General features: G+C 52.9%; 19 protein-coding genes and 2 riboswitches. Of the genes, 5 read left to right on the forward strand and 14 right to left on the reverse strand.

Going from position 1 to position 24,837, the window contains the following annotated elements:
- Positions 1-7 precede the first annotated feature (7 nt).
- Positions 8-634, reverse strand: coding sequence for a cyclodeaminase/cyclohydrolase family protein (locus tag AC0YOB_RS34755; protein WP_475796679.1), 627 nt, complete (start codon positions 632-634; stop codon positions 8-10).
- Entirely contained in the window at positions 631-1,497 is an 867-nt protein-coding gene (locus AC0YOB_RS34760) for a bifunctional 5,10-methylenetetrahydrofolate dehydrogenase/5,10-methenyltetrahydrofolate cyclohydrolase (protein ID WP_475796680.1), read from the reverse strand. Before AC0YOB_RS34760 ends, AC0YOB_RS34755 begins: the two co-directional genes overlap by 4 nt.
- Before the next feature lie 82 nt (positions 1,498-1,579).
- Positions 1,580-1,719: riboswitch (ZMP/ZTP riboswitch) on the reverse strand.
- 178 nt (positions 1,720-1,897) lie between these two features.
- Between AC0YOB_RS34760 and AC0YOB_RS34765 the strand changes: the two genes are divergently transcribed.
- The 4 genes from AC0YOB_RS34765 (at position 1,898) to AC0YOB_RS34780 (ending at position 4,276) form a co-directional block, all read left to right on the forward strand.
- Positions 1,898-2,341, forward strand: a complete 444-nt coding sequence (locus AC0YOB_RS34765) for a MarR family winged helix-turn-helix transcriptional regulator (protein ID WP_475796681.1) — start codon at positions 1,898-1,900, stop codon at positions 2,339-2,341.
- Between the two features lie 230 nt (positions 2,342-2,571).
- Complete coding sequence (locus AC0YOB_RS34770) at positions 2,572-3,351, forward strand: pirin family protein (protein ID WP_475796682.1); 780 nt, start codon at positions 2,572-2,574, stop codon at positions 3,349-3,351.
- Positions 3,352-3,480: 129 nt separating this feature from the next.
- Complete coding sequence (locus AC0YOB_RS34775; protein ID WP_475796683.1) at positions 3,481-3,642, forward strand: hypothetical protein; 162 nt, start codon at positions 3,481-3,483, stop codon at positions 3,640-3,642.
- 84 nt (positions 3,643-3,726) lie between these two features.
- A riboswitch (guanidine-I (ykkC/yxkD leader) is annotated at positions 3,727-3,842 on the forward strand.
- A 104-nt stretch (positions 3,843-3,946) separates the two neighbouring features.
- Complete coding sequence (locus AC0YOB_RS34780) at positions 3,947-4,276, forward strand: hypothetical protein (RefSeq protein ID WP_210038875.1); 330 nt, start codon at positions 3,947-3,949, stop codon at positions 4,274-4,276.
- Between the two features lie 196 nt (positions 4,277-4,472).
- Here the strand turns inward: AC0YOB_RS34780 and AC0YOB_RS34785 are convergent, their stop codons facing one another.
- The 3 genes from AC0YOB_RS34785 to AC0YOB_RS34795 form a co-directional block, all read right to left on the reverse strand.
- The gene (locus AC0YOB_RS34785; protein ID WP_475796726.1) at positions 4,473-5,510 is read right to left on the reverse strand and encodes a zinc-binding alcohol dehydrogenase family protein; all 1,038 of its coding nucleotides are present in this window, start codon (positions 5,508-5,510) and stop codon (positions 4,473-4,475) included.
- Between the two features lie 192 nt (positions 5,511-5,702).
- Positions 5,703-7,721: a beta-galactosidase gene (locus tag AC0YOB_RS34790; RefSeq protein WP_475796684.1), complete on the reverse strand. Its 2,019-nt coding sequence runs from the start codon at positions 7,719-7,721 to the stop codon at positions 5,703-5,705.
- Positions 7,722-7,809: 88 nt separating this feature from the next.
- A complete protein-coding gene (locus AC0YOB_RS34795; protein WP_475796685.1) occupies positions 7,810-10,173 on the reverse strand; it encodes a helix-turn-helix domain-containing protein in 2,364 nt (787 codons plus the stop codon).
- 327 nt (positions 10,174-10,500) lie between these two features.
- Here AC0YOB_RS34795 and AC0YOB_RS34800 point away from each other — a divergent pair, with 327 nt between their 5' ends.
- Positions 10,501-13,176, forward strand: coding sequence for a family 78 glycoside hydrolase catalytic domain (locus tag AC0YOB_RS34800; protein WP_475796686.1), 2,676 nt, complete (start codon positions 10,501-10,503; stop codon positions 13,174-13,176).
- Between the two features lie 7 nt (positions 13,177-13,183).
- Here the strand turns inward: AC0YOB_RS34800 and AC0YOB_RS34805 are convergent, their stop codons facing one another.
- The 9 genes from AC0YOB_RS34805 to AC0YOB_RS34845 form a co-directional block, all read right to left on the reverse strand.
- On the reverse strand, positions 13,184-13,393 hold the full coding sequence (locus AC0YOB_RS34805; protein WP_475796687.1) for a hypothetical protein: 210 nt from the start codon (positions 13,391-13,393) through the stop codon (positions 13,184-13,186).
- 52 nt (positions 13,394-13,445) lie between these two features.
- Entirely contained in the window at positions 13,446-13,616 is a 171-nt protein-coding gene (locus tag AC0YOB_RS34810) for a hypothetical protein (RefSeq protein ID WP_475796688.1), read from the reverse strand.
- A 127-nt stretch (positions 13,617-13,743) separates the two neighbouring features.
- Positions 13,744-14,169 carry a hypothetical protein gene (locus tag AC0YOB_RS34815; protein WP_475796689.1) on the reverse strand — a complete coding sequence of 142 codons (426 nt, stop codon included), beginning with the start codon at positions 14,167-14,169 and terminating at the stop codon, positions 13,744-13,746.
- A gap of 633 nt (positions 14,170-14,802) precedes the next feature.
- On the reverse strand, positions 14,803-17,190 hold the full coding sequence (locus AC0YOB_RS34820) for a glycoside hydrolase family 95 protein (protein WP_475796690.1): 2,388 nt from the start codon (positions 17,188-17,190) through the stop codon (positions 14,803-14,805).
- Positions 17,174-18,217, reverse strand: coding sequence for a glycoside hydrolase family protein (locus AC0YOB_RS34825; protein WP_475796691.1), 1,044 nt, complete (start codon positions 18,215-18,217; stop codon positions 17,174-17,176). The genes AC0YOB_RS34820 and AC0YOB_RS34825 overlap by 17 nt, the downstream gene beginning before the upstream one ends.
- A gap of 36 nt (positions 18,218-18,253) precedes the next feature.
- On the reverse strand, positions 18,254-20,710 hold the full coding sequence (locus tag AC0YOB_RS34830) for a glycosyl hydrolase family 95 catalytic domain-containing protein (RefSeq protein WP_475796692.1): 2,457 nt from the start codon (positions 20,708-20,710) through the stop codon (positions 18,254-18,256).
- A gap of 202 nt (positions 20,711-20,912) precedes the next feature.
- Complete coding sequence (locus AC0YOB_RS34835) at positions 20,913-22,601, reverse strand: ABC transporter substrate-binding protein (RefSeq protein WP_475796693.1); 1,689 nt, start codon at positions 22,599-22,601, stop codon at positions 20,913-20,915.
- An 81-nt stretch (positions 22,602-22,682) separates the two neighbouring features.
- Positions 22,683-23,579, reverse strand: coding sequence for a carbohydrate ABC transporter permease (locus AC0YOB_RS34840; protein WP_475796694.1), 897 nt, complete (start codon positions 23,577-23,579; stop codon positions 22,683-22,685).
- 18 nt (positions 23,580-23,597) lie between these two features.
- Complete coding sequence (locus AC0YOB_RS34845) at positions 23,598-24,530, reverse strand: ABC transporter permease (protein WP_475770079.1); 933 nt, start codon at positions 24,528-24,530, stop codon at positions 23,598-23,600.
- Positions 24,531-24,837: the final 307 nt, after the last annotated feature.

A 24,837-nucleotide genomic window follows, 5' to 3' on the forward strand; every position in this document is an offset into this window, starting at 1 on the left:
GAGCAGCTTACAATCGAGATCTGACTGCCGTCAGGATCGCTGCCTTCAGCTTCGCACCCGCAAGCTCAAGCGCTTCGCCCTGTTCACGAATGCGCGCTGCGGCAGCCAGATCTTGAATGGAGCTCAAATTAATTTCCACTGTGAGCCAAGCCGATTGGATCGCCGCTTCGAGCATCAGGGCGGCGATTCCCCAATCGGAGATGACATTGCGGTTCACTTTCATAACCGCATCATGCAGCAGCAGCAGCAGCTCATGGCACAGCACCATTAAGCCTAATGGCACCTCGGCCGCGCGGACAGCAGCTCCGCTAAGGGCCTTTTTGCGCAGCTCCCGCTCTTCTTCAGTAGTCCTTGGCAGAGCCAGAACGCGCATAAACTCCCCGAAGCTCTCAATATCCTGCAGCATGACCGCCTCGCATGCCGATACAGCCCCCGTCATTTGTCCGGTGATGAAATTCATATCCGCCTGCACATCTTCATACTTGTTTCCTGTCGTCAGCCGGGTTACCATCGAGCCCATGGATGCGCCAAGCGCCGCGGCGAGGGCAGCCACGCTTCCTCCTCCTGGAGTAGGAGAAGCGGAGCCCGCCTTCTCCAAAAAAGCATGGATCGATTGCTTCCATGAATCGCTCATATCTGCAGCCTCCCCGCATCCTGCTGCAGCTTTAATGCATGCAGGACATTCTCGAATAATATCGTCGTGGTCAATGTGCCCACACCCCCAGGGACCGGTGAAGAAGCCGCTACATGATCGGCCGTTTCCGGAGCCGCATCACCGGCAATTCCACTGCCATCTTGACTGACATTGATGCCTGCGTCAATGAGAGTCAGCCCGGTATGAACCATCTCCGGGGTAATCAGGTTCAATCGGCCCGCAGCCGTGACCAGCACGTCCGCACCCTTGATCATTCGAGCCAGATCAGTCGTACGGGAATGGCATACGGTCACCGTTGCGTTCAGGTGCAGCAGCATTTGCATCAGAGGCCGGCCTACCGTCTCTCCCCTGCCGACAACGACAACATGCTTGCCGCTTAGCGGGATTCCCGCAGCCTCAATCAATCGGATGCAGGACTGCGGGGTGGCTGGCCGCAGACCGGGTTCATTCATCATGCAGGCCAGCTTATTGGCCGGGGTAATACCGTCAATATCCTTCAGCGGATCAAGCGCAGCCGCAAGCCGGCTGGAATCCAATCCCGCTGGCAGCGGAAGCTCGATCAGGATGCCATGAATGCTGTCATCCCCATTCAACCGCTGAATCTCCCGGAGCAATTCAGCCTCCGTGACGTTCTGCTCGAAAGTCAGAAGCTCGAAGCCGATCCCCAGCTTCCCGGCAAGCCGCCCCTTGGCGTTGGCATAGGCTGCCGAGGCCGGGTCTCCATTTACCATCAGGACCGCTATTGCCGGTGCAATCCCTGCTTCCTTCCATTCCTGAACCTGTGTCTTGATGAGCCCGCCTGCCTCATCAGCGAGCGGTTTTGCCTTCAACAGCTTGGCCATGATCGAATGCCTCCCTCATGCAATAGGTAAACAAAAAAAAGCATCTGAAAGGACCCGTGCTCTTTAGCACATCTTCCTTCAAATACTTTGCCCAGGCGTACGGCTATGACAGAGCGGCCGCTGCACCCCAATTTACTGATAGCGGAGGTCAGCATGGATACGCTCATTTAGTCGCTTGCTTCCTCGTGGTTAATCCACGCTGCGCCAGTTGCACGCGACCCTTATTCCAATGCTGTCATTATAGCAGAAACAAGGTCCAGAAGAAACGGCTACTCATGTCATCTGGAGGAGATATTGGCATTTCCCTGCCTGTAACGGAATGCAGCCGCTTGACAACGTCGTCGAATTGATTTATCTTTAAATTAAGATATTTAAATTAAAAGAAAATGAGGTGAGCAGCGTGAGTCAACCTCCAAATACTTCTTTACAGCTATTCGTTACTTTATCACGGGCGAATCAATGGGTTAGCGCGCATATACAGCAGGATATTCGCAAATACGGGTTGAACCCAACTGAATTTGGTGTACTGGAGCTGCTGTATCATAAGGGAGAGCAGCCTCTGCAGCAGATTGGCGAGAAAATATTGATGACAAGCGGCAATATTACCTACGTCATCGACAAGCTGACGGCCAAAGGATTAGCGCGGCGCAAGGCATGTCCCACGGACAGGAGAGTAATTTTCGCAGAGCTTACGGAGCAGGGAAACGAGCTGCTTGAGCGGATTTTTCCAGAGCATACCGTGGCGATTCAGAAGGCGGTAGCCGGTCTCACGGCTGAAGAGCAGACACAGGCCATTCAACTGCTTAAGAAGCTGGGCCTTGCAGCCCAGGCAAGCTTCATCTAGTTAGCTGCTTGCATTCAGAGCTTCAGTGAAGAAGACCGTCTGCGCGAGCGGAACCGTCTTCAGATATTCGAGGGGTGATGAGCGTGTTCACTGCTTGTCACTTGTCTAAAAACCCGTTGCAGACTGTTTCCGCCTGATACGCGGTATGATATCCAGCTTTTTGAGACGATTCAATTGCCATATTGAGGCTATACCCTATTTATATAAAACGAATAATGGAGGTCATTTCTATGCAAACCTTAATATACGGTCCAACTTTACAAGGCAGAGGCGCATTTGACGGCGGCAAAATTACAGAGCAGAAACCAATCGGCTTTACCGGGGACGGCTCGGTGCTCCGCAGACTCGGCCCTTTGTTCTATTGGGCATGGGCGCATTCGGCCGAAGGCGGGCACATTCCGCTGCATCCCCATCAAGCCTTTGAAATTATGACCTATGTAGTCAACGGCCAAGCCGAGCATGGCGATACTCTGGGCACCAAAAGCACTGTTGGTCCCGGCGGCGTCCAAATCATGCAGACCGGCTCCGGCGTCAGCCACCAGGAGCGTTTTGTAGGCCCGGATATGGAAGCTTTCCAGATTTGGTTCGAGCCAAGCCTGGAGACGGCCTACAAAACCGCGCCAACCTATAATCAGTATGATCATGAGGCTTTTCCGATTGTGGAGGCGGACGGCGTTATCAGAAAAACTGTGATCGGCGAAGGATCGCCCATCTCCATCATTGCCGATGCCCGGATGTGGGATATTACCGTACCGGCCGGACAATCCTACCGCCATCAGGTCCCTGCCGAACGTACTTTATCAGCGCTTGCCATTCGGAGCGGAGGCAGCTGGTCCTATGCAGAGGATGCAGCAAAAAACACGGATTTTCAGCATAAGGATTATGTCGTAGTGCGTGCTGACGAGGAGCTGAACGTCCTCATAACGGCAAGTGAGGGCACCGAGCCGCTGCGGCTCATTCTGATTGAGGTCCCGACGATCGTTGACTATCCGCTGCACCCCAAACGCTGAGTATAGAAGTAATATTAACTGTCATCAGATCAAGACTATAGCCTAATAAGTATCCTTCCATCTCCTCTCCGATTTACTAAAGCTCTTTAACATGTTATATTAACTAACATACGAGTGCTGGAGAGGACGATGGATGATATGAATGTCATGCGGCTGGCTTTACTGGTTGTTTTGCTGCTTCCGGTTATTTATTTGTCAATCCAACATACACAGCTGTTTCTTATCAGCCTGCTTATCTTCTCCTTCGGGGTCCGCAATATGAAATTCATAAACCTGTTCGGACGCTCCTGAGGGAAAAGAGTCTGCATGCCGGCTGAAGATTCCGGGTTGATTTTTCAGTCCTGATCGTTTATATTAAAAACAATATAACTTTATATGTAAGGTTTCTAGGGTTCCGCGGCATCGTTTCGGCCGGACTGGACCGAGGGAAACCCACGTAAGCCGGTTCACCGGTGCGCGTGACGACACGGAGGGATAAAAGCCCGGGAGATATCGTTATGATCGATATTTCCAGGCTTTTTTGTTTTGTTCAGGTGATTTCTTTCCATACTAAAGGGAGACGTCCACCACGATTGCGGGAGAGAAAGTGAGGTTTATGATGAATTTTATATTGGATAATAAGTGGTTTATCCTGCTTATGCTCGAGGTGCTCGCCTGGGCATCCACCTTCTTTATGGTGTTTGCCAGATACCGGCTGGGCTCCAAGCCTCTGTTCCGGATCGGAGCCATACTGACCGTTCTCACAGGCGTGCTGCCTCAGGTTACGCTCGGCATTGTGAATTTCATTGTGGAAAAGAAGCTGGACCTCTTTACCTTCGTTATTGTGCTCCTGATTCTCTATGGCTCCACGCTGGGGCGCAAGAAAATCAAGCAGCTGGACGACTGGGCCAAACGCAAGTTTTCCAAAGCTGGCCCGCAGATCTGAACGGCGCTGGCCGGCATACGGCAAGCAAAATCATTGCTGCAAGCTGACAGCCCCAGCCCTCAGAAGCACGGCTGGAAAGGCTCAAAAAGAAGCTTGACGGTCGCCGTCTTATGACGCACAGTCAAGCTTCTTCCCTTCTGGGCATAAACAAAGTCTGATGGAATTTCAACCTTTCTTGCCTTTAAAGAAACATAGACTATTGGAAATGCTCGAGAACAACCTTGCCAACGGTCCGGCCGGCTTCAATCGTGGCATGGGCTTTTTTCAGGTTGGCGGCATTAATCGGCTCCATTCTTTCAGTCAAGGTGGTGCGGATGATGCCGGCATCAATGAGCTGGGCCAACTCGTTCAGCAGCCTATGCTGTTCAATCATATCCGCCGTCTGGAACATCGCACGGGTGAACATGAATTCCCACACGAACGCTGCGCTTTTATTTTTAAGCACATTGAGGTCCAATGACTCCTTCGTCTCCACAATAGAGCAAATTTTGCCCTGCGGCGCTACCGCTTCTCCCATGTTCCCCCAGTGCTGCTCCGTGCTGTTCAAGCAGAAAATATAATCGGCCTCCGGCAAGCCGCTGGCCTTCAATTGGTCGGTGAATGGCTGGAAATGGTCGATGATATAATCAGCCCCAAGCCTCTTGACCCATTCCGCCGATTCCGGACGTGAAGCCGTTCCAATAACCGTCAGCCCCGCATATTTGGCCAGCTGCACGGCGATGGACCCTACACCCCCCGCAGCTCCGATAATAAGGATTGACTTGCCTGCGTTATCGCCCTTATTCCGCGACACCCCCATCCGGTCAAACAGCCCTTCCCAGGCTGTGATCGCCGTTAAGGGCAGCGCAGCCGCCTGGGCAAAATCCAGCGATGCCGGCTTGGAACCGGCAATCCGTTCATCGACGAGATGAAACTCGCTGTTGCCCCCTGGCCGGGTAATGCTGCCGGCATAATAGACCTCGTCGCCAGGTTGGAACAACGCACATTCCGGCCCTGTCTGCTCTACGACTCCAGCCACGTCCCAACCCAGAATTTTTGGCGAGTCTTCCGTCTTGTCTTTCGGAGCGCGCACCTTGGTATCGACCGGATTGACAGAAATGGCCTTAACCCGGACCAATATATCCCTCCCGGTTGGTACCGGCTTCTCAAGCTCCATATCGATCAGGCTGTCTGGATGCTCAATATTCAAATATTTATAAAGACCTACCGCTTTCATTGTTTCCTTGTTTGTCATCATGCCAACTCCTTATAATCCAAGATTGCTTCCATATCTTATTTTACCCGCTCCCATCCAAAATAGTAAATATACGCATTCGTGCGAGGTGAAAGCAAATCGCAGCAAGCAAGGCAAAAGGACAGGATTATTCCCTGGAGGGCAGCCTGAATGACTGTCCCCCGGGGAGATAACCCTGCCCTGATGATAGAATTATGCCGTCTCTTCTGTGCTATCAGAATGAAATAAAGCAGCTCCGTAGGCCGGGAGCTTCAATGCGCCATCCTGCAGCTGTCCTGCGCCGCACACGAGAGCCTGCCAGCCGGCCGGGATTTCTATTTCCGCTGCTGAGGCGTTATGATTCAGGACGAACAGATATTCACCTGCGTCCCCTTTGCGCCGCGTGATCTCCACTCCATCCACGGATTTGGCAATGCCGCGAATTCCCGACGCCCGGACCAGCTCTGCGACGAGCGTTTCCATCGTCAGGGGACCAAGCTGTGTACCCATATAATAGGCAAATCCGCTACCATATGAATTTCTGGTAATCGCCGGCGTATTCGCATAAAATTCCTCCGTATACTCGGCAAGCGTCTCAGCTCCGTCAAGCGTGATGATATCACACCATAGATTGGCGCTCTCCGTGACTTCCCCGTTTCCGATCCAGCGTATGCCCTGGCCGAATTGACGCAGGCAATCGTAATCCTCAATCTTCACACCGGCGAGCTCCGCATAATCGCCGGGCAGCGTCGCGGCATGAACCGCATTGTCCCAATCCTTCACGCCAGCCCGGATATCAAGCACCAGATGGCCGCCGGCTGCAGCATAATCGCGAAGCTTGCAGCTGAGCCCCGGATTGGACAGAAACATCAGCGGGGCGATAAGCACCTTGTATGCAGAGAAATCCGCTTTGTCGGACACCAGGTTGACCGGCACATTCTTATCGAAGAATGCCTGATAATAGCTGTACAAATGCTTTACGTAGTGCAGATCCGGATGATGGGGCTGAATCTGCATGGCCCATTCCTGATCGTAGCTGAACACGATGCCCACTTCGGACCCCGGAAGACCGCCTTTGAACGCGTCCATATGGGGGGCCAGCTCCTGAATCGTCTGCTTGATCTCCGCATGGCGCCGCCCCGGAATCCGGCTGTGGGGCAGTATGCCGTGCCAGTACTGCTCGCTGCCCACAAGCGCCGTATCCCAGCGGAAATAGACGATTGTATCCGCTCCATGCGCAATGGATTGGTAGGTCCACAGCCGGATTTGTCCGGGCCGGGGCGTGGAGCCGAGAATTTCCGTGCCTGTCGGACCTGCCAGCTGCTCCATAATCCAGAACGACTGCTCCTTGGTTCCCCTCATCAGATCAAGCGCCATTCCCAGATGCGCCGGCGAACTGCGCTTGATGCGCTCCTCCAGGAACAGCATCGGGTACTGATCGTGTGAGATGAAATCCAGATCCCTGGCAAGCTCAAAATAATCGGTTTTATCGAAGAAACCCATAAAATTATGCGTTATAAAATGATGAGGGCAGATTTCCCGCAAAATATCGACCTGTACCTTCTGAAAATCGACAATCAAATCTGAGCAAAACCGCTTCCAGGCGAGCAGATGCGACGGATTATGGGAATTCGGCGTCGGCATGGGAGCCGGAACCTGATCAAAGCGTGAGTAGGTCTGGCTCCAGAAGACGGTGCCCCAGGCTTCATTCAGCGCTTCGATCGTGCCATACCGCAGCTCCAGCCATTGCTGGAAGCGGCTGCGGCAGGAATCGCAGTAGCACAGCTGCTGATGGCTGTTGCCGAATTCATTATCCGTCTGCCATCCGATAACGGCGGGATGGTCCTTGTAATGCAGAGCCATCTCCCGTACAAAACGGCGTATATGCGTGCGGTATGTCTCGTTCGACTGGCAATCGTGATGTCGGCCACCGAAGCTCACACGCATTCCGCTCGCATTCACGGGAAAAATATCGGGATGCTTTTCCATCAGCCAGACGGGGGGAGCTGCGGTAGGCGTCCCCAGCACTGTTTTGATTCCCCGGCTGTTCAGGATTTCGATAGATCTGTCGAGCCACCCGAAATCGTACCGCCCTTCCTCCGGTTCCATCTTCGACCAGGCAAATTCAGCCATGCGGACAAGATCGATTCCCATGCCGCGCATCTGATCCGCGTCCCATTCCCAAATATCGCTTGGACAATGTTCGGGATAATAATCCACTCCAAATTTCATACTTTCGTTCCTCCTTATGATTCCCCAAACGAAAACCGCTTGCTGATATTCATGTGATGAATTAAACATTTAACAATATACATCATATCTATTTATCCTGTACAGCTTTTTGTATCCGGTCCTGGGTAATCAGAATATCCTTCTTCTTCCCCAGCGTTTTGCGGTATACCAACGGCGTTGTCGCATGTATGCGCTTAAATGCGCGGCAAAATGTATTGGAGGAATTATAGCCGACCGCAGCTGCGATTTCGTTCACGGAGAGCTTGGTTGCGCCGAGCAGATTTTTCGCCTGATTCATGCGGAGATCCTCAATGTAGCTGGAGAAGTTGACGCCCGATTGCTCCTTGAAGAACTGGGACAGATACATCTCCGAGATGTGAAACCGGTCGGCAACAGCGCTTAAATTCAGCGATTCATCCACATAAGCCTCCTGCAGAAAAGCAGTGATATTCTGAATCATCTCGTTGTTATGGCTTTTTTTGCGAAGCTCCACCGTGTCGCATATTTTCAGAAACGTATCCGTCACGGACTCGAACATCCGGCTCTGGTTGTGTACCTGATCCTGGCTGATCATATTGTCAACAAATTCGCTTATTTCCGCCTCGGATATGGAAGCCTGATCAATCAGCTTGATGAAGCTGCCCGACAATTCATATAGAAACAGCCTGAACATATAGGCGGAAAGCTTGCGGTCCCGAAAATTCCACTTATACAGCTGCTCGAGAATTTCACTGACTTCCTTCTTGTTGCCCACCTTCGCATAGTTGATCAGCCGGATTTCGACATCGCCGGGATAAACATAATTTTCATTTGTTTTTGGCAGGTCGCTGTACCAGACGATTCCCTCGGAAAGCTCCGAGACCTTATAATTCAAAGCCCGCATAGCTTCCTCGTAGGAACGGGATACCTCCAGAAGATTGCTGTAGCTTCCGCCTACGGCAAAATCTGATTTCGCCTGGAATTGATGACCGAGCAGTTCTTCCGCTTTCATGAGGTTCCCCGTAATGTTCCGGCGGCACTCATCGAGATCATCAAAATTGCATACAAACAGCATAGCGGTTTTATTCTCGCCGGCGTCATGAAAATAGACATCCGATTCAAACAAAGAGCGAATGACCTCCTTGGCCACAACTCTTTTGATATCCAGCTCCTGAAGCAGATCCGCGTTATCGAAATGATCGTTTTTCTCGAACTGCAGCAGCGCCACCATATAAAACCTGCCGTCCAGGTTGATTCGTATATGGTTTTGCTGCGCCTTGATTTCCTCCAGTGTCATAAAACTTCCTGCAAGCAGCCGTTGGAAGAAAGCCGCCCTGAGGAAAGGCTTGTGGGCTTCAATCTCGGTCTCCAGCTCCTCATTGTTGGAGATCAGCCGGGCGATCGTATTCTCAATGAAGCCGTATGCGTCCTTGCCCCGAATATGCTCGAAGGAGAGCTTGTCGGAAATTCTGGCGATGATCGTCTGCACCGGCCTGCTGTTCCGGTACGAAAGATACAGCGCACAGAACAAGCCCAGCAGCAAGGAAACCGCAAGTACGATCAATGTGATCCGCTTAATATAATTGACCTTGTCCATGACCACATAAGTGGGCTGAACGGCTACGAATTTCCATCCGTTGTAGGTTGAGGTCGTGTACGTTACACTCATTGTTTTGGAACCGATTTGATGATTGAAAAATCCGGACGGCCGCCTGGAGTCAAGACTGACCGGCTTCACCCCTTCTTCTCCGGCGCCCGAGGCCCCCGTGATGATGTTTCCGTTCTGATCGGCGATATATGCCCATCCCCCGCCGGAAACGTCCACCCCCTTGAGCAGCTGCATAAGCTCCTTATTGTCAATCAGCACCATGATGGCACCCTGTGGATTGCTGGAGAGCCCCATCGATTGGATATAAGTGACCAAATCCACATTCTTGCCCGCCAAACGAACCGGCTGAGCCGGGAAATATTCTCTTTTGTGATAAGGCTTCAGAAATTGATCGTACCAGGTCCGGTAATCCATATCCGTATAGGTCATATAGTCCTGATAAAACTTGGGCAGCGTATAGGTTTTATGCGGGGTTAGCGCAATCTCGCTGTTCTTGAACATCAAGGCATAGTCCAGTATGAAATTATTGTACAGGCTATAGTCGGCGATGCTCTTCCTGGTTTCCAGCAGCCGGATCAGATTCGTATCCTTGAACGGTTCGCGGATCCCCTGAAAACTGAGCACGCCGGTATTGGTGATCAGCTGCTGGGCCAGCATTTCCACATCGGATAGTCTGCGGTCTATGGTCGTTTTCGCTTGGTCCAGCAGAAGCAGATTCGATTTGGCCGCTTCGTTCGACATAATCGTGGATGTCTTGGAATAGGCAAACAGGCCTATGAGCAATGGTACGATCAAAATAATCAGATATGGAACAAAAAAGCGCAGCCATATGGATTTATTGTTCTCTCTAATTGTTCTCAGCACTTCTTTGTCTCCCCCTTTGAAAATAAGTAAGCGCTTTCTGATACTTCTACAGGCTCTTCTTTTTCTGTGAACCCAGAATAACATATCCCGGATAGCGAGGCGAACCCGATTATTGGGTAATGCACATTAATTTTCAAATGCAAATTCCTTTTGTATGCCGTGTATATTCCCGAATTATTGCATATCCGGCATTCAGGGAATGTGCACCATTCGCAGCATTTCCATATATCCCTGAGCTGCGCTTATTTTTTAAAATATAAGCAAGGTTAAGTTTCCACCCTATAAGCAGAGTCGAAAATCCACAGGGTTTGAAGGAGGAATAAGCAGATGATAGAGGACCTGTTTGTTGAAGGCCAGCAATGTCCGCTTGGACTGGATGTCGGTCATCCAGACTTTGGATGGAGCTTCCGCTCTTCGCAGCGACGCTCCGTGAAGCAAACCGCATACCGGATCATCGTCTCCGGGACGCGAGAAGAAGTGCAGGACGGCAAAGCTGGAATATGGGACAGCGGCGAAATCCGCAGTGCGAGAAATGTGCACATTCCCTATGAAGGAAAACCCCTGGAATCACGTAAACGGTATTATTGGAAGGTTCAGGTCCGGGATCAGGACAATGTCCTGTCTGAGAGCGCTGTCTCCTGGTGGCAAATGGGCCTGCTCCGCTCTTCGGACTGGCTTGCCCAATGGATCGGCAGGCCCGAAATTGGGCCGGGCGCGGATGCAGGGAGCATCCCTTTGTTCCGCAATGAGTTTACCGTGGACAGGCCTCTGGCTGGAGCCGTTCTATATATATGCGGATTAGGTCATTACGAGCTGCGGCTCAACGGTATGAAGGTTGGGCAGCGCGTGCTCGATCCGGGCTGGACCCACTATGATAAAAGCTGTCTGTATGCGGTCCATGACGTCACCGGTCTATTGCGGCAGGGACCAAATGCCCTTGGAGCGATAGTCGGCAATGGATTCTATAACATAACCGGCGGACGATACACGAAATTCACGCATTCATTCGGCCAGCCCAAATGTCTCATTCAGCTGGAGCTTTCTTATACCGACGGCAGCAAAGCATTCGTTACCAGCAGCGGCGAGTGGATGACCGCCTGCGCTCCCCTGACCTTCTCCTGCATGTATGGGGGAGAAGACTATGATGCCCGGCTGGAGCAAGACGGCTGGGATCTGCCCGGATTCATCCCCGGCAGCGGATGGAGACGCGCAGCCAATGCGGAAGCTCCCGCAGGCGTATTGAAGGCTCAGCAATTCCCGCCATTAAAGGTCATGAAGACTTTTCATCCCGTCTCAATCGTGCCGCAGCGTCCCCATGTTTATACGATCGATTTTGGCCAAAATTTCTCGGGCTGGGCACAAATTGCCGTGAAAGGTCCTCGTGGCGCCTCGATCCGTATGCTCCCTTCTGAATTGCTGTATCCCGACGGTTCGGCCGATCAGCGGGATTCCGGTTCCCCCTATGAATTCAACTATATCCTCAAGGGGGAAGGAACCGAGGTGTGGAGCCCCCGGTTTACGTATTATGGCTTCCGGTATCTGCAAATTGAGAATATTGCCGTCGAAGGCGGGCAGCCGGCAGGCAGCGGGCTTCCCGTTCTGATTGCCGCAGAAGGACAAATGATCTATCCGGATATCGAGGCATCAGGCAGCTTCATGAGCTCAAATCCTATGCTGAACAAAACGCACGAGATTATTAACTGGGCGATCCTCAGCAATATGAAAAGTGTGTTCACGGACTGCCCTCACCGGGAGAAGCTCGGCTGGCTGGAGCAAACCCATCTCATGGGTCCTTCCCTCCTGTACAATTATCCGGTTGAATCATTGATGCTGAAGGTGCTGGAGGATATTCGCGAAGCCCAGCTCCCAAGCGGCCTGGTCCCTACTACCGCACCGGAATATGTCGTATTCGACGGAAAGCTGAGCAAGTACCGCCATTCTGTTTCCTGGGGTGCCGCCTATATCATGAACTGCTGGAATTTGTTCCGGACCTGCGGAAACACCACGGTATTAACCGGGCACTATACCGGTATGGAGCGCTATATCCGTTATCTGGAGGCAAATTCGAAAGGGTTCATTATCCAGGATGGCCTTGGCGATTGGTACGATATTGGCGAGAATGGCCCAGGTTATGCGCAGAACACCCCCATTGCGCTGCCGGAGACGGCCATGTTTTACCAGATTGTCTCGGTATTCGCCCGAATTGCCGGTGAATTGGGCCGGGAACAGGATGCAGAACGCTGCCGTGTGATGAGCCGGTCCATCAAAAACGCCTATAACCGAACATTCTTCAATCCGGAGACCTGCCAGTACGCAACCGGCAGCCAGACCTCCAACGCGATGTCGCTGGCTATCGGGCTGGTCGAGGAGCAGTACCGCTCCAGGGTGCTGGCCAATCTGGTTGCGGATATTCACAGCCGCCATAACCATACGACTGCAGGGGATGTAGGACACCGCTATGTTCTGCTGGCGCTGGCGAGTCATGGCCGGTCCGACATCATCTGCGAGATGGCCGCCCAGACGGACTATCCAAGCTACGGGTACCAAATCGAACACGGAGCCACATCGTTGACGGAAGCATGGGACGGGCCGACAGTAGGCAAATCGCAAAACCATTTTATGCTGGGTCATCTGGAGGAATGGCTGTACCGGGGATTGGGCGGTCTGGATTACGAATTCAATTCCGCTGCGCAGACCTATGATTTTACCTTCAAGCCTTACATTGATCTGGAGCTTGATCATCTTGAAGTTACAGGCAGGCTGCCTGGCGGGCAAGCGCGGATCAGCTGGAACCTCCTCGGCGGTCGCCGGATCGGTCTCGAAATCTCGATTCCCGTCAACTGCACGGGCACTCTGTATGTGCCTGCGGTTTCCCTCGCGTGCGTAAGCGAAAGCCATGCAGCGCTAGAGGAATCGCAGGATATCAAGGTTGTCGCCTACGAGGGCGGCTGCGCCGTGCTGCGGGTGAACTCCGGCACTTATTATTTTGAATCGGCGGTTTGAGCACGCCTTATGCTGTGAATTGGCTGTTGAAACGGAACGGTTGCAGTAAAATAATCGTCCTGTCCTTTTCAAAAAAGACAGGGCGGTTATTTTGCACCGAAGGCCAATGCCTCACCATCCTCTTGGCTGGTTGATCCTGCTTGCAGCGAGTTTGGCCTCTATTCAGCCGCTCCAACGAGGAAAAACCTTGCTGCATGGGCCATGCAGCTCTTTTCACCGGTCGCTTCCTCCTCTATGCCGGTTTTTCCTGTTTGCAGCGCGTTTCGCCTCTATTCGGACGCTGCAGCGAGGAAAAACCTTGCTGCATGGGCCATGCAGCTCCTTTCACCGGTCGCTTCCTCCTCTATGCCGGTTTTTCCTGCTTGCAGCGCGCCTCCCGCTCTAACCCGACGCTGCAGCGAGGAAAAACCTTGCTGCATGGGCCATGCAGCTCCTTTCACCGGTCGCTTCCTCCTCTATGTCGGTTTTTCCTGCTTGCAGCGCGCCTCCCGCTCTATCCCGACGCTGCAGCGAGGAAAAACCTTGCTGCATGGGCCATGCAGCTCCTTTCACCGGTCGCTTCCTCCTCTATGCCGGTTTTTCCTGCTTGCAGCGAGTTCGATCTCTATTCGGACGCTCCAGCGAGGAAAACCTTGCTGCATGGGCCATGCAGCTCTTTTCACCGGTCGCTTCCTCTCTAAGCCGTTTTTCCCTGCTTGCAGCGAGTTCGATCTCTATTCGGACGCTCCAGCGAGGAAAACCTTGCTGCATGGGCCATGCAGCTCTTTTCACCAGTCGCTTCCTCTCTAAGCCGTTTTTCCCTGTTTGCAGCGTGCCTCCCGCTCTATCCCGACACTGCAGCGAGGAAAAACCTTGTGCATGAGCCATGCAGCTCTTTTCACCGGGCGCTTCCCCCTCTATGCCGGTTTTTCCTGCTTGCAGCGTGCCTCCCGCTCTATCCCGACGCTCCAGCGAGGAAAAAACTTGCTGCATGGGCCATGCAGCTCTTTTCACCGGTCGCTTCCCCCTATATGCCGGTTTTTCCTGCTTGCAGCGTGCTTCCCGCTCTATCCCGACGCTCCAGCAAGGAAAAACCTTGCTGCATGGGCATGCAGCTATTTTCACCGTTCGCTTCCCCCACTATGCCGGTTTTTCCTGCAAGGGCCTGGCAGGAATCTCAAGTTGGCCTGATAGTAGCAAGAGGCTGCCGCTTCCCGCGGATGAAATCCGCACGAGCGACAGCCTCTTTCCTTTTCTTGTCCTGCCTGTCAGCAGGCAGATGCCTCAATCGTTTTTGAGACCGATTCGGACGGTCCCTGGATCCCACCCGAGGGATAGATATCCTGCCCCAATGTCGAGACGGCCAATTTCCCCGGTAGCTAACAGCCGGCTTGCCGTTAACGAAACTGATTGGGCATCCTTCCTCATAATAGGTCCCGGTATATTCTTGAGCCTGATCCATAGATGGTGACCTGCGAAGACAGATTGCCCAGCGAATAGCGGTAATAGCTTATCTTCTCCACGGCTGGCTGGCATGCCATTCACCACTACCTCCGCCTTACCGCGAGCATATCCCGGATCCAGCATATCACCGACCGAAGTCCGGATTAGCCGTATGAAACTGTGATGCGGTTTCTGCGGTTTCCGTCAGAGCCCCACCTCCGCCATTTCCCGGGAAATTCGATAAGTTGCGCCCTGCTCTGTCGCGAATGCGACAATATCCGATTCCACTGATACCGTCGCAACCGATCTGTCTCTCGCCGTGATAATGAACGGGTTCTCGCAGCGGATGCTGCATATCCCCCCGGCATGGGAGACGATTTCCGCTTCCGTCAGCCTGCCGCTCTTCCAATTCAGGCTGACCTCGAAGCCTCCCCGCGCTCTTAAGCCTTTGATATAGCCGTCAGGCCATTCGTCGGGAAGAGCGGGAAGAAATTCGATAAAGTCCTGATGGGATTGCATCAGCAGCTCGATAATACCCGCCGTGACGCCGAAGTTCCCATCGATCTGGAACGGCGGATGCGCGTCGAACAGATTGGCGTAAACACCGCCCGAGTGGTAGTTTTTCTCCTCGGTTTCGCAAAATTGCAGCAGCTTGTGAACGAAGGATGCCGCCCGGTTGCCATCGCCGAAACGGGCCCACAGACCAACTTTCCAGGCCAGGCTCCAGCCCGTCCCGTCATCTCCGCGCCTCTCAAGTGAACGCTTGGCTGCGGCAAACAAGTCAGGCGTGCCCCGCTGAGTCAGCTGACGTCCCGGATAAACGCCGAACATATGGGCAATGTGACGGTGATGCACATCCTGCTCTTCAAAATCCCGAAACCATTCCTGCAGCTGTCCGTATTGGCCGATCTGCATGGGATATAATCGGTCGCGGGCGGCAGCCAGCTCCCGCCTGAATTCATCGTCGGCCTCCAGCGCCTCGCATGCGGCGATGCAGTTAGAGAACAAATCCCAGATCAGCTGCATGTCCATGGTCGAGGCAAGACTGACGCCAGCCAAACCGTCCGCGGTCTGAAATCTGTGCTCCGGCGATGTCGACGGACCGGTAACCAGATAACCGCTCTCGTCCTCGAACAGCCAGTCCAGACAGAACAAGGCGGCTTCCTTCATAATCGGATAGGCCGTGTCGCGCAAATAAGCCTCGTCTTTCCAGAAAGCGTAATGCTCCCATAGATGCTGGGACAGCCATGGGCTCGCCATCGACCAGCTTGCCCAATGGGCCTCGCCGTTGCCGTAGCCGCCGCTTGGCGAGGTCAGGCACCAGATATCGGTGCAATGATGGGCCATCCAACCCCGTACACCATAAATCTCCGCCGTTTTCCTCCCGCTTCTCGCCATATTCGCGACGAAATCCAGCATCGGCTCATGGCAGGCTTCCAGGTTCCCCGCCAGAGCCGGCCAATAATTCATCTGCGTATTGATATTAATCGTATAATTGCTGCTCCAGGTCGGGCGCGTGTCCTTGTTCCAGATCCCCTGCAAATTGGCAGCCTGGGAGCCGGGCCGGGAGCTGGCGATCATCAAGTAGCGGCCATATTGGAACAACAACTCAACAAGACCTGGGTCGCGCCCGCCATAGGTTTTGATCCGCTGCTCGGTCGTCATATCCGCAGGAGCAAGCGGCTCTCCCAGATGCAGCTCCACCCGGTTGAACAAGGCGGTATAATCGGCGATATGATCGCCACGGACTTGATCGTAGTTTTTCTGCAGCGCGTTTGTCAAATAATCCCCGCATAGACCAGAAGGGTTCTTCCCCTCCGTGCGCGGCGGGCGGTCGAAGCCGTTAAAACTGGTCGCAGCGCAGAAATACAGCGTTGCAGAGGTTGCTCCATAAATATGCAGGCCATCATGATCAGCGGTCATCGAGCCTCCCTCATGTCTGGCGCCCAATCTGCCTTCAAAGCGAACCGCATCGGTTTCATCCCAATCGCCATACTGAATGGGATTGTCCGGGTTCTGATGGTTAGGCCCGCAATACTCCGGCGCGCTGCCCTGCATAATCAGGGTATTCCCGGCAGCGGCAGTCCGGCAGCGGAGCTGGCTTCCGATACGGGCGTGGAAGCTCAGCATCCCCGGCTTGTCCGCTTCCAGACGGACGACAACCGTCTGATCCGGGTAAGAAGCGAAGATTTCCCGCGTATGCCGGACATCGCCGATCATGTAGCTGACGCGGGAAATCCCGTCCCGCAGATCCAGCGACCGTTCATAAGAAGCGGCAAGATCGCCGTGCTCGAACTGAATGCGCAGATCGCCCAAGGGCATATAGGCTTCGTTATACGGACCCATCAGCTCTTTGCAGCCGAGACCCGCCTCCACATATTTGCCGGCCTTCAGCAGCTCCCGCACTGACTGAAGCGACTCCCGGGCATGGGGAGCTTCCCATTCCTGGCGTCCTCCCGACCATAACGAATCTTCGTTCAACTGGATCAGCTCCGCCTCCACGCTGCCAAAAATCATCGCCCCCAGCCGGCCGTTGCCGACCGGCAGCGCATCCGTCCACTTTCGCGCGGGATGGTTATAATGAAGCTTCATCGCTCATCCCTCCCGGTAAAGCTTGCTGAAATACATCCCGGGAGGCTGCAACCGTTATCGTGCGGAATTCCTTGCCGTTGTTGTTGCGTGTCCGGTCGCCGTCCTGCGAGGGTCTTGCCGAGCAGTAAAAATGATACAACACGCCGTTATGTGTAATAACTGTTGGTTTATGCGCATAGGTCGAATCGATTTCTCCCTCGGCGCCGATACGGATAATAGGCTCCGGATAAGCCTCCCAGTTGAACAGATCGGAAGAGACAGCCACCCCTTCCTGGGCGCGCCTGTAATCATAACCGAAGAAAAACATCACCCACTCGCCCTTGCTCCGCAGAACGCATGGATCGCTGACGAAAGCGCTTTTCCAGCCTTCTTCCGATACGCGAAGCACCGGATTATCCCCATGCCGGGTCCAGGTCTTCAAATCCGTGGAGGTTGCAAGACCGGTCTGCTCCACCCAACCGGATGTGTTGTTGTTCTTGGCGTTGTAAAATAAATAAAACAAGCCCTCATGTTCAACCAGGCATTCCTTGTACAAGCCGCCCTTCTCCCAGTCCTCACCCTCCTCGGGGGTCAGTATCGGGTCAGGCAGGCGGTTCCATACCAGTAAATTCTCGTCCTCCGTATAGGCCAGCCCAATCTTCGCCGAGCCTTCCTCATAACCGTCCTCGGGGTAGCTGTGATAGACAAGCCAATATTTATTATCCCATTTCTTCAATACGGGCGGCGCCTCCAGCTCATTTTCCCTGAGAATCCAGGTGCCGGCTATATTTTTGGAATCCCAGTCCGCCCGTCCGTTCCGCTCCAGAATGACACCGTGGTGCTCCCAGTTCAGGAGATCCTCGCTAACCGCCAGCGCGGTCTGATAGCCGATGCCGTTAAACCCGACATACATCATATAAAACCGGTCCCGGTGCTGAAAGACAAACGGGCAGTCGACCGCATTTTGGTCAAATTGATCCGGCAGACCCGATCCGGTCAACACCGGCTTGCCATATTTATAAGGAGTCAAATAAGGCGCAATATTCATTGAAGATCCCCCCGAAGTTGTTTAATACATCCGTGTTTATCCATGCCTTGTAAAGCGGATAACTTCACCTGCCACTGTATCCAGTGCAATATCTCCCAGCAGCGTCTCTTCCTTCATATCTCTGACGCAAGCAGCCCCATTCTCCCATGGCGCGTATATGCGAAGCTTCCCGCCCGCCTCGCTTTGCACTTCAAGCCATTGCACAGCCCCGTTTTCCCATGCCGCGCTGACCAGAAATCCTCCTGCGGCGCGCAGGGTCCGGAATTCCGCATATTGCCCTCCCCGCCAATTGGGAAACAGACGGAGTATGCCATTGTAGCTCTGCAGCAGACATTCATTAATCACGACCGGCAGGGCGGTATTCTCGAACCATATGCCCATGCGCGACATAAAATCGAAATTCAGCGTGTCTTTATAGCGGCCGCCGACCTGAAGCACCATATCCGTGCAGGTCCCGTTCGGCATCATGCAGTATTCGATTTGCCGCTTGAACTTCTCCAAATCCAGAATGCCGAGCCGGGCCCCCTGCAGATTTTGGAAAACAAGCTCATTGCCGCCTTCGTTGCGGTGGTTGCGGTATGAATTGCAGGCGATCTCATAGATGTCTTCAGGCGAATGCAGCCCGTGATCCTCCCCCGGAAATACGGTGAACGCGCTGTTCGGGGTGTTGTACACCATTTCCGGATCCTCTCCCCGTACGGATACGAATACTTCTCCCCGCTCCTGCGACAGAGCTGTCGGATAATCGGGCAGATGCTCCAGTATATCCAGCACCTCGCTGATGAGCGCGGCTTCCTCGCCTTCAATATCCAGTGCCGCGCAGGCTTCTATATAGGCACGAAAGACGAATTTGAACAGCGTAATATCCGTCAGGCTGTCGGCATTATATTTGAATCCGGGCATCAATCCGTACAGCTCCGGAGGAACCGTCGGGAATATATGATAGCGGTCATCTCCCCACCGGGCGCTTCGGGCATCCGGGCGTTTCATATAATCCGCCATGAACAGTACGGCAAGCTTGATCGGCTCGAAGCCTTTATCCCGCAGAAACTCCTTATCCATCGTATAGACATAATGCCACCACAAGCTCTGCACCACCCACGGAGTCGTGCACATGACCCATCCGAAGGGAGGTCCGGAACTGGGATTGATTTCCATATCGACGGGAAAGGCCGAGACCGGATAGAAGGCGCCGCGCAGCCCGTAATAGTCCTCTGCCCATCTCCTGCTGACAGGCGTAATATGATGCACCATCTCCACATACGGCAGATGACGGTCCACATGATTGCTGGAAAAAGCCAGCCAGAACGGCTGCTGGGTATTGTAATCCAGATGGTAATCGCCATGCCAGGCGGAGCCGATAGTGTCATAGGTCCAGTTTGCGAACAATCCCGGACAGGTAATCCCCTCTTTTACGCCGCATTGGAAGAAGTACAGGTTCCAGTACCAGATTTTCTCCAGCTCCTTGTCGCCGAGCAGAACGCCGGAGCGGTTCCAGAAAGAAGCATAAGCCTCCCCGGTTCTATCGAAACAGGCAGCCATCTCCCCCTCCCGGATGTCCCCGGAAAAGCCGGCCGAATAAGAAACCTGCACGTCCATTCCTTCTTCCAGGTCGACTGCCGCCAGGAATGGACCGTCGGGTTTTATCTTATACTCCAGCATATTCGCGCTATCTCCGCTCATATAATCGTCCAGATGCGTCGCTACAATGCCGCTGCGGGTCTCATTCTTCACCGACAACGGCGCAAGCGATCCGCCGGACAAGCCCAGTGTCAGGCGGAACGCCTTGTCCTTGCTGTGACGCTCTGTGCCGCTCTCCAGATAAGGGAGGAGCTGCCTCATGGACAGGAATGCCGCCTCCATATCCGCCGTACATCCGGTCGGAGGGAATTCCTGCGGTGTGGACGGATCGGGAATAAGCCGCACCCGGTCGAAAGGAGCGGCAATCGGCATTCCGGCTTCATTCACAAAGCTCATCCACAGCCGGTCCCGCGAAGCCTCGACAAAAATCCGGAGCGTTGCGGGAATGCCCTCCACCAGGAAGCGCACCTCGCATAAGCCGCTTGAAATATGAACCGTATGACCGAGCACCTCCGCTTTTCTGCGGTCATAGCCAAGCAAAACCGAACCGCAAGGCATCGGCCGGGGGTACGGGTTGTTATAGGTTTCTTTGAGCATCAGGCAGTATTCCCGGTACCATTCGTCCTCTACCAAGGATCCGATGTTATCGGGCAGCCGCTTCAATCTTTCGAATACTTCGCTGAATGTGCCAACCTTCCCCGCATCCTGTTCGGCGATTCTCTGATCCCATACGTTATTGTGGGAAAAATGAAGAATAACCGCATCGGGACGGGTCGTGACGACGACTCCCATGCCGCCGTTGCCGAGCAGAGCCCCGGAGAAAAAATCCGGCGCGATCCGGTTGCAGACGATCGGATGCAGGGCAGCCTGAACGGCTGGCGCAAAGGTGGAGCTTGATCTGGGTTCGACCATCATATTCGCCTCATATCCATGGAATATTGAATAAGAAGAAATAGCTTCGCCACCCTGCGGCGGTAAAGTCGGTTTCTTCCTTTAGTTGGAATGAAATAATCATTGCTACAAGATAAAGAAGAACGGGCTGGCGCCGTTCTTTAAGCGGCCACCAGCCAAGTTTCTTCTCTCGGAGCTTATGCCTGCGCAGTTTCGCGGAGCTTTATTTTTTGGTCATCGTATCGTACGCTTCCTGGTAAATCTCGATATACCGGGATAAATTCATGCTGTCCAGACGCTTGATGTAGGCGTCCCACTCCTTGTTCAAATCGGCGTCGCCGCTAATAAAGCGGGCATTCATCTCGCGGACCTGTCCATCGATTGTCGCTTTTAAATTGGCAATTTCATTGGACTGCTCGGTCGTAAAGTACAGCGGCGGAATGACATCCTGATCCGGTACCTTGAACGGCTCGTATTTCTGCGTTTCCTTATAGAGAATCGGCTCAACCGAAGCCTCCGGATCTGTCACAGCCCAGCCAAGGCGGAATTCATTGGTTTCGTTCATCGGGAAGCTGTTGTACCAGTTGATCCTCTGCGCTCCGCTTGTCGGGGTCACCGCCTGGAAGAGCGCCGGCTTGCCGTCAATGCCCAGCTGCCCTTCGTCAGCGTACTTCCATTCGATGCCTTCTCTTCCATATTTCCCGTTCAGCAGCACTTCCTGCGTATAGAAAGCATCTGCCCAGCGCATGGCGACATCGGGATTCTTGGCGGCGTTGGTAATGATATAGCGTCCGCTGACAGCCGTGTAAGGCGTATTGCTGGCAACCTGCAGACCGCCCGGTCCCTTAAGCGGCGGAACCGCCTTGTACTGCAGCCAGCGGCCGCTTTCCCCGTTGAACTGCGTGAAGTTGCCCATGTGAAAAGCTGCAGCGACTCCAAGTATCGGCACATCGGGGTTTTCGCCAATACGCTTCAGCTGGTCATTATCCATGGTGAAGGATTCAGGAGAAATAAGTCCCTCCTGGTACAGCTTATGCAGGTAGGTCAAGCCTTCTTTCCATTCCGGCTTGTTGAAAGCCGCATCGATACTGCCGTCTTGGAGCAGCAAGCCGAAGTTATCATGCGTTAGATTATCGTAAATGAACGCATTCATAACAAAGCTGTCTATATTGTTGCCCGGTGTCGCAATGGAGCCCGCAAACGGAATCTCATCCTGTTTTCCGTTGCCGTTCGGATCCTGCTCCTTGAATGCCTTCAGCACATTGTAGAATTCATCCGTTGTGGTCGGCATCTTCAAGCCCAATTTATCCAGCCATGGCTGGTAAATCCACATTTTCTGGACAACCGTACAGTGGTAGCAATCGCTGACATACGGAAGCGAATAGATTTTACCGTCTGAAGCGGTAGAAACCTGCTTGATCAAGGGATTCGCTTCGAACATCTTCTTTGTCTCGGTGCCGTATTTATCGATCAGGTCCGACAGTTCAAGGAAAACCCCATCCTGTCCGTAAATCATCTGCTGGGCCGCAGGCACGTTGAAGTTCATAATAACGTCGGGCAGATCGCCCCCGGCAAGCGTCAAATTCAATTTGTCCTGCGCGTTCATCGGGGGTACGACTTCCCATTCCACATGGACATTCGTTTTTTCTTCGTACCATTTGGTGAATTCGTTATCATCAAACGACTCCACGTTGGCGTCGCCCATAACCATTACTTTTAATGTCGTTTTTTCTTTTACAATCGGAAATTCGCCCGCCGCTGTCACGACGTTAGCGCTTTCACCTGTTCCGTTATCCGATCCCGCCGGCTGATTCGCCGCATTATTGCTGCTGTTTGTATTGCTCGAACATCCGGCAAGAATAACGGCCAGGCACAGTAAAGCCAGAATTCCGGACATGACGACCTTTTTCATGTTACACGCTCCTATGATGAGAGAAATGGCTGCCTTGCGGCAGTTAACGTTTACTTGATGACGAGCCCGCTTTTCAATGAATCAGCCTTTCAACGATCCAATCATAATGCCTTTGACAAAAAACTTCTGGACAAACGGGTAAATCAGCAGCAGCGGCGCGGAGGATACCACGATCAGCGAATACTTCAACAGCTCCCGCAGTCCTTCTCTTTGCGCAGCCTGCTCCACATCTGTCAGCATGTTAAGATCCACCTGGTTCTGCACGAGAATTTCCCTCAGCACAATTTGCAGCGGATATAAATCCCGGTCCTTCAAATAGATTAACGCATTGAAATACTGATTCCATTGGCTCACCGCATAAAACAGCGTAATAACGGCGAGGATTGGACCTGAAAGCGGTATCACGATCTTCCATAAAAACTTGAGATCGCTGCAGCCGTCCAGATGCGCCGCTTCCAGCATTTCAGTTGGTAGAGTCGTCTGGAAATAAGTCCGGGTAATAATCATATTCCAGACGGATAGCGCGGTCGGCAGAAGCATCGCCCACCTTGTATCCGTCAAGCCCAAATCCTGAACGAGCAGATAGGTCGGGATGAGTCCTCCGGTGAACATCATCGTGAAGACGAACAGAAACATAAAGTAATTTCTCCCGACAAAATCATGCCGTGACAGCGGATATGCAGCCAATACCGTAAGTATGACATTGATGGAGGTGCCTGCGACCGTATAAATAATGGAATTTGTGAACCCTGTCGTAATCATGCTGTTCTTGAAAATCGCCTTGTAGCCTTCCATATTGGGCTCCACCGGCCACAGCCAGACGCGTCCCGAGATGACCGCATTGGAGGAGCTGAAGGATGCGCTCACAATATAGATAAGCGGGTAAAGCACGAGCAGCGCCATGAATGCCAGAAACACATAATTCACAATGGAGAACAAACGGTCACCCCATGATTGCTGCGAAAACTTGTATTCCATGTTATCGCCTTCCTATTCCTACCATAAGCTGGTTTGTCCGACTTTCTTGGCAATCTTGTTTACAGTGAGCAGCAGAACCAGACCAATGAAGGATTTAAATAATCCGATTGCCGTCGAATAATCGTAATTGGGCACCATGGACGTCAATCCCTGCTTGTACACATAGGTGTCTATGACTTCCGAGGTTCTCATATTAAGCGGGTTTTGCATCAGCAGCACCTTCTCGAATCCGACATCCAGAACATGGCCCGTATTCAAAATAAACAGCGTGATCGCGATCGGCAGAATGCCCGGCAGATCGATATACCAAATTCTTTGCAGTTTGGTCGCCCCGTCTACAATGCCCGCCTCATGCTGGGACGGATCGATGCCCGTCAGGGCGGCAATATAGATGATGCAGTTGAAGCCGATCGTCTGCCAGATGTCCGATGCGACATAGATCGTCTTGAAATAACCCGGCGTTCCCATGAAATTAATGGCGTCGCCTCCGAACCAGCCGATAATGATATTGATTATACCGGTTCTGGGCGCCAGAAACTGCAGCATGATCCCGATCAGCACCACCACCGAAATAAAATAGGGGGCGAATGTAATCATCTGCACCGATTTTTTAAAGGATCGGTTGCCGACATAATTCAGGCTCAATGCGAAAATAATGGGCAGCGGGAATCCTGCAAGCAGCGTGTAAAGACTCAATCCGACCGTGTTCTTCAGAATTCTCGTAAACTCATAGGAATGAAAGAATTCCTTGAAATGGGCGAAGCCAACCCACTCGCTTCCCATAATCCCTTTGGACACGGAGAAGTCCTTGAACGCAATTTGCGCCCCGTACATGGGGCCGTATTTGAAAATAACAATGTAAATGACAGGCAGTAAGATAAGCAGATACAGCTGCCATACCTTGGCCATCTGTTTGAATGTATGTTTTCCCGTTGCCTTCATGCCGGTCATTGCAATAACCCCTCCCTCCTCTTAAGCGGATATGACCCTCCTGTTTGCTGCCTTAGCTGCTGTCGTCGGCCGTGACAACCAAAGTATAGAAAAACGGGTGGAGCATCCGCAAGATGAATGTGCCAAGGAATGTGCACCGGAATAGATTGAAGCTAATGTGCAGCAAACCGGGATGGTGCAGCATTTTATAACCTTTGCCGCATGACGATAAACTTCTGCCGGGAAATGTGCAATTGCTATGGAGATAGGGATTTTGCCTTTTATCCTGGCATTTCACGCGTATAATAGTGGCGTAAATCATTTCATC

Source organism: Paenibacillus sp. JT31N17, assembly GCF_056269255.1.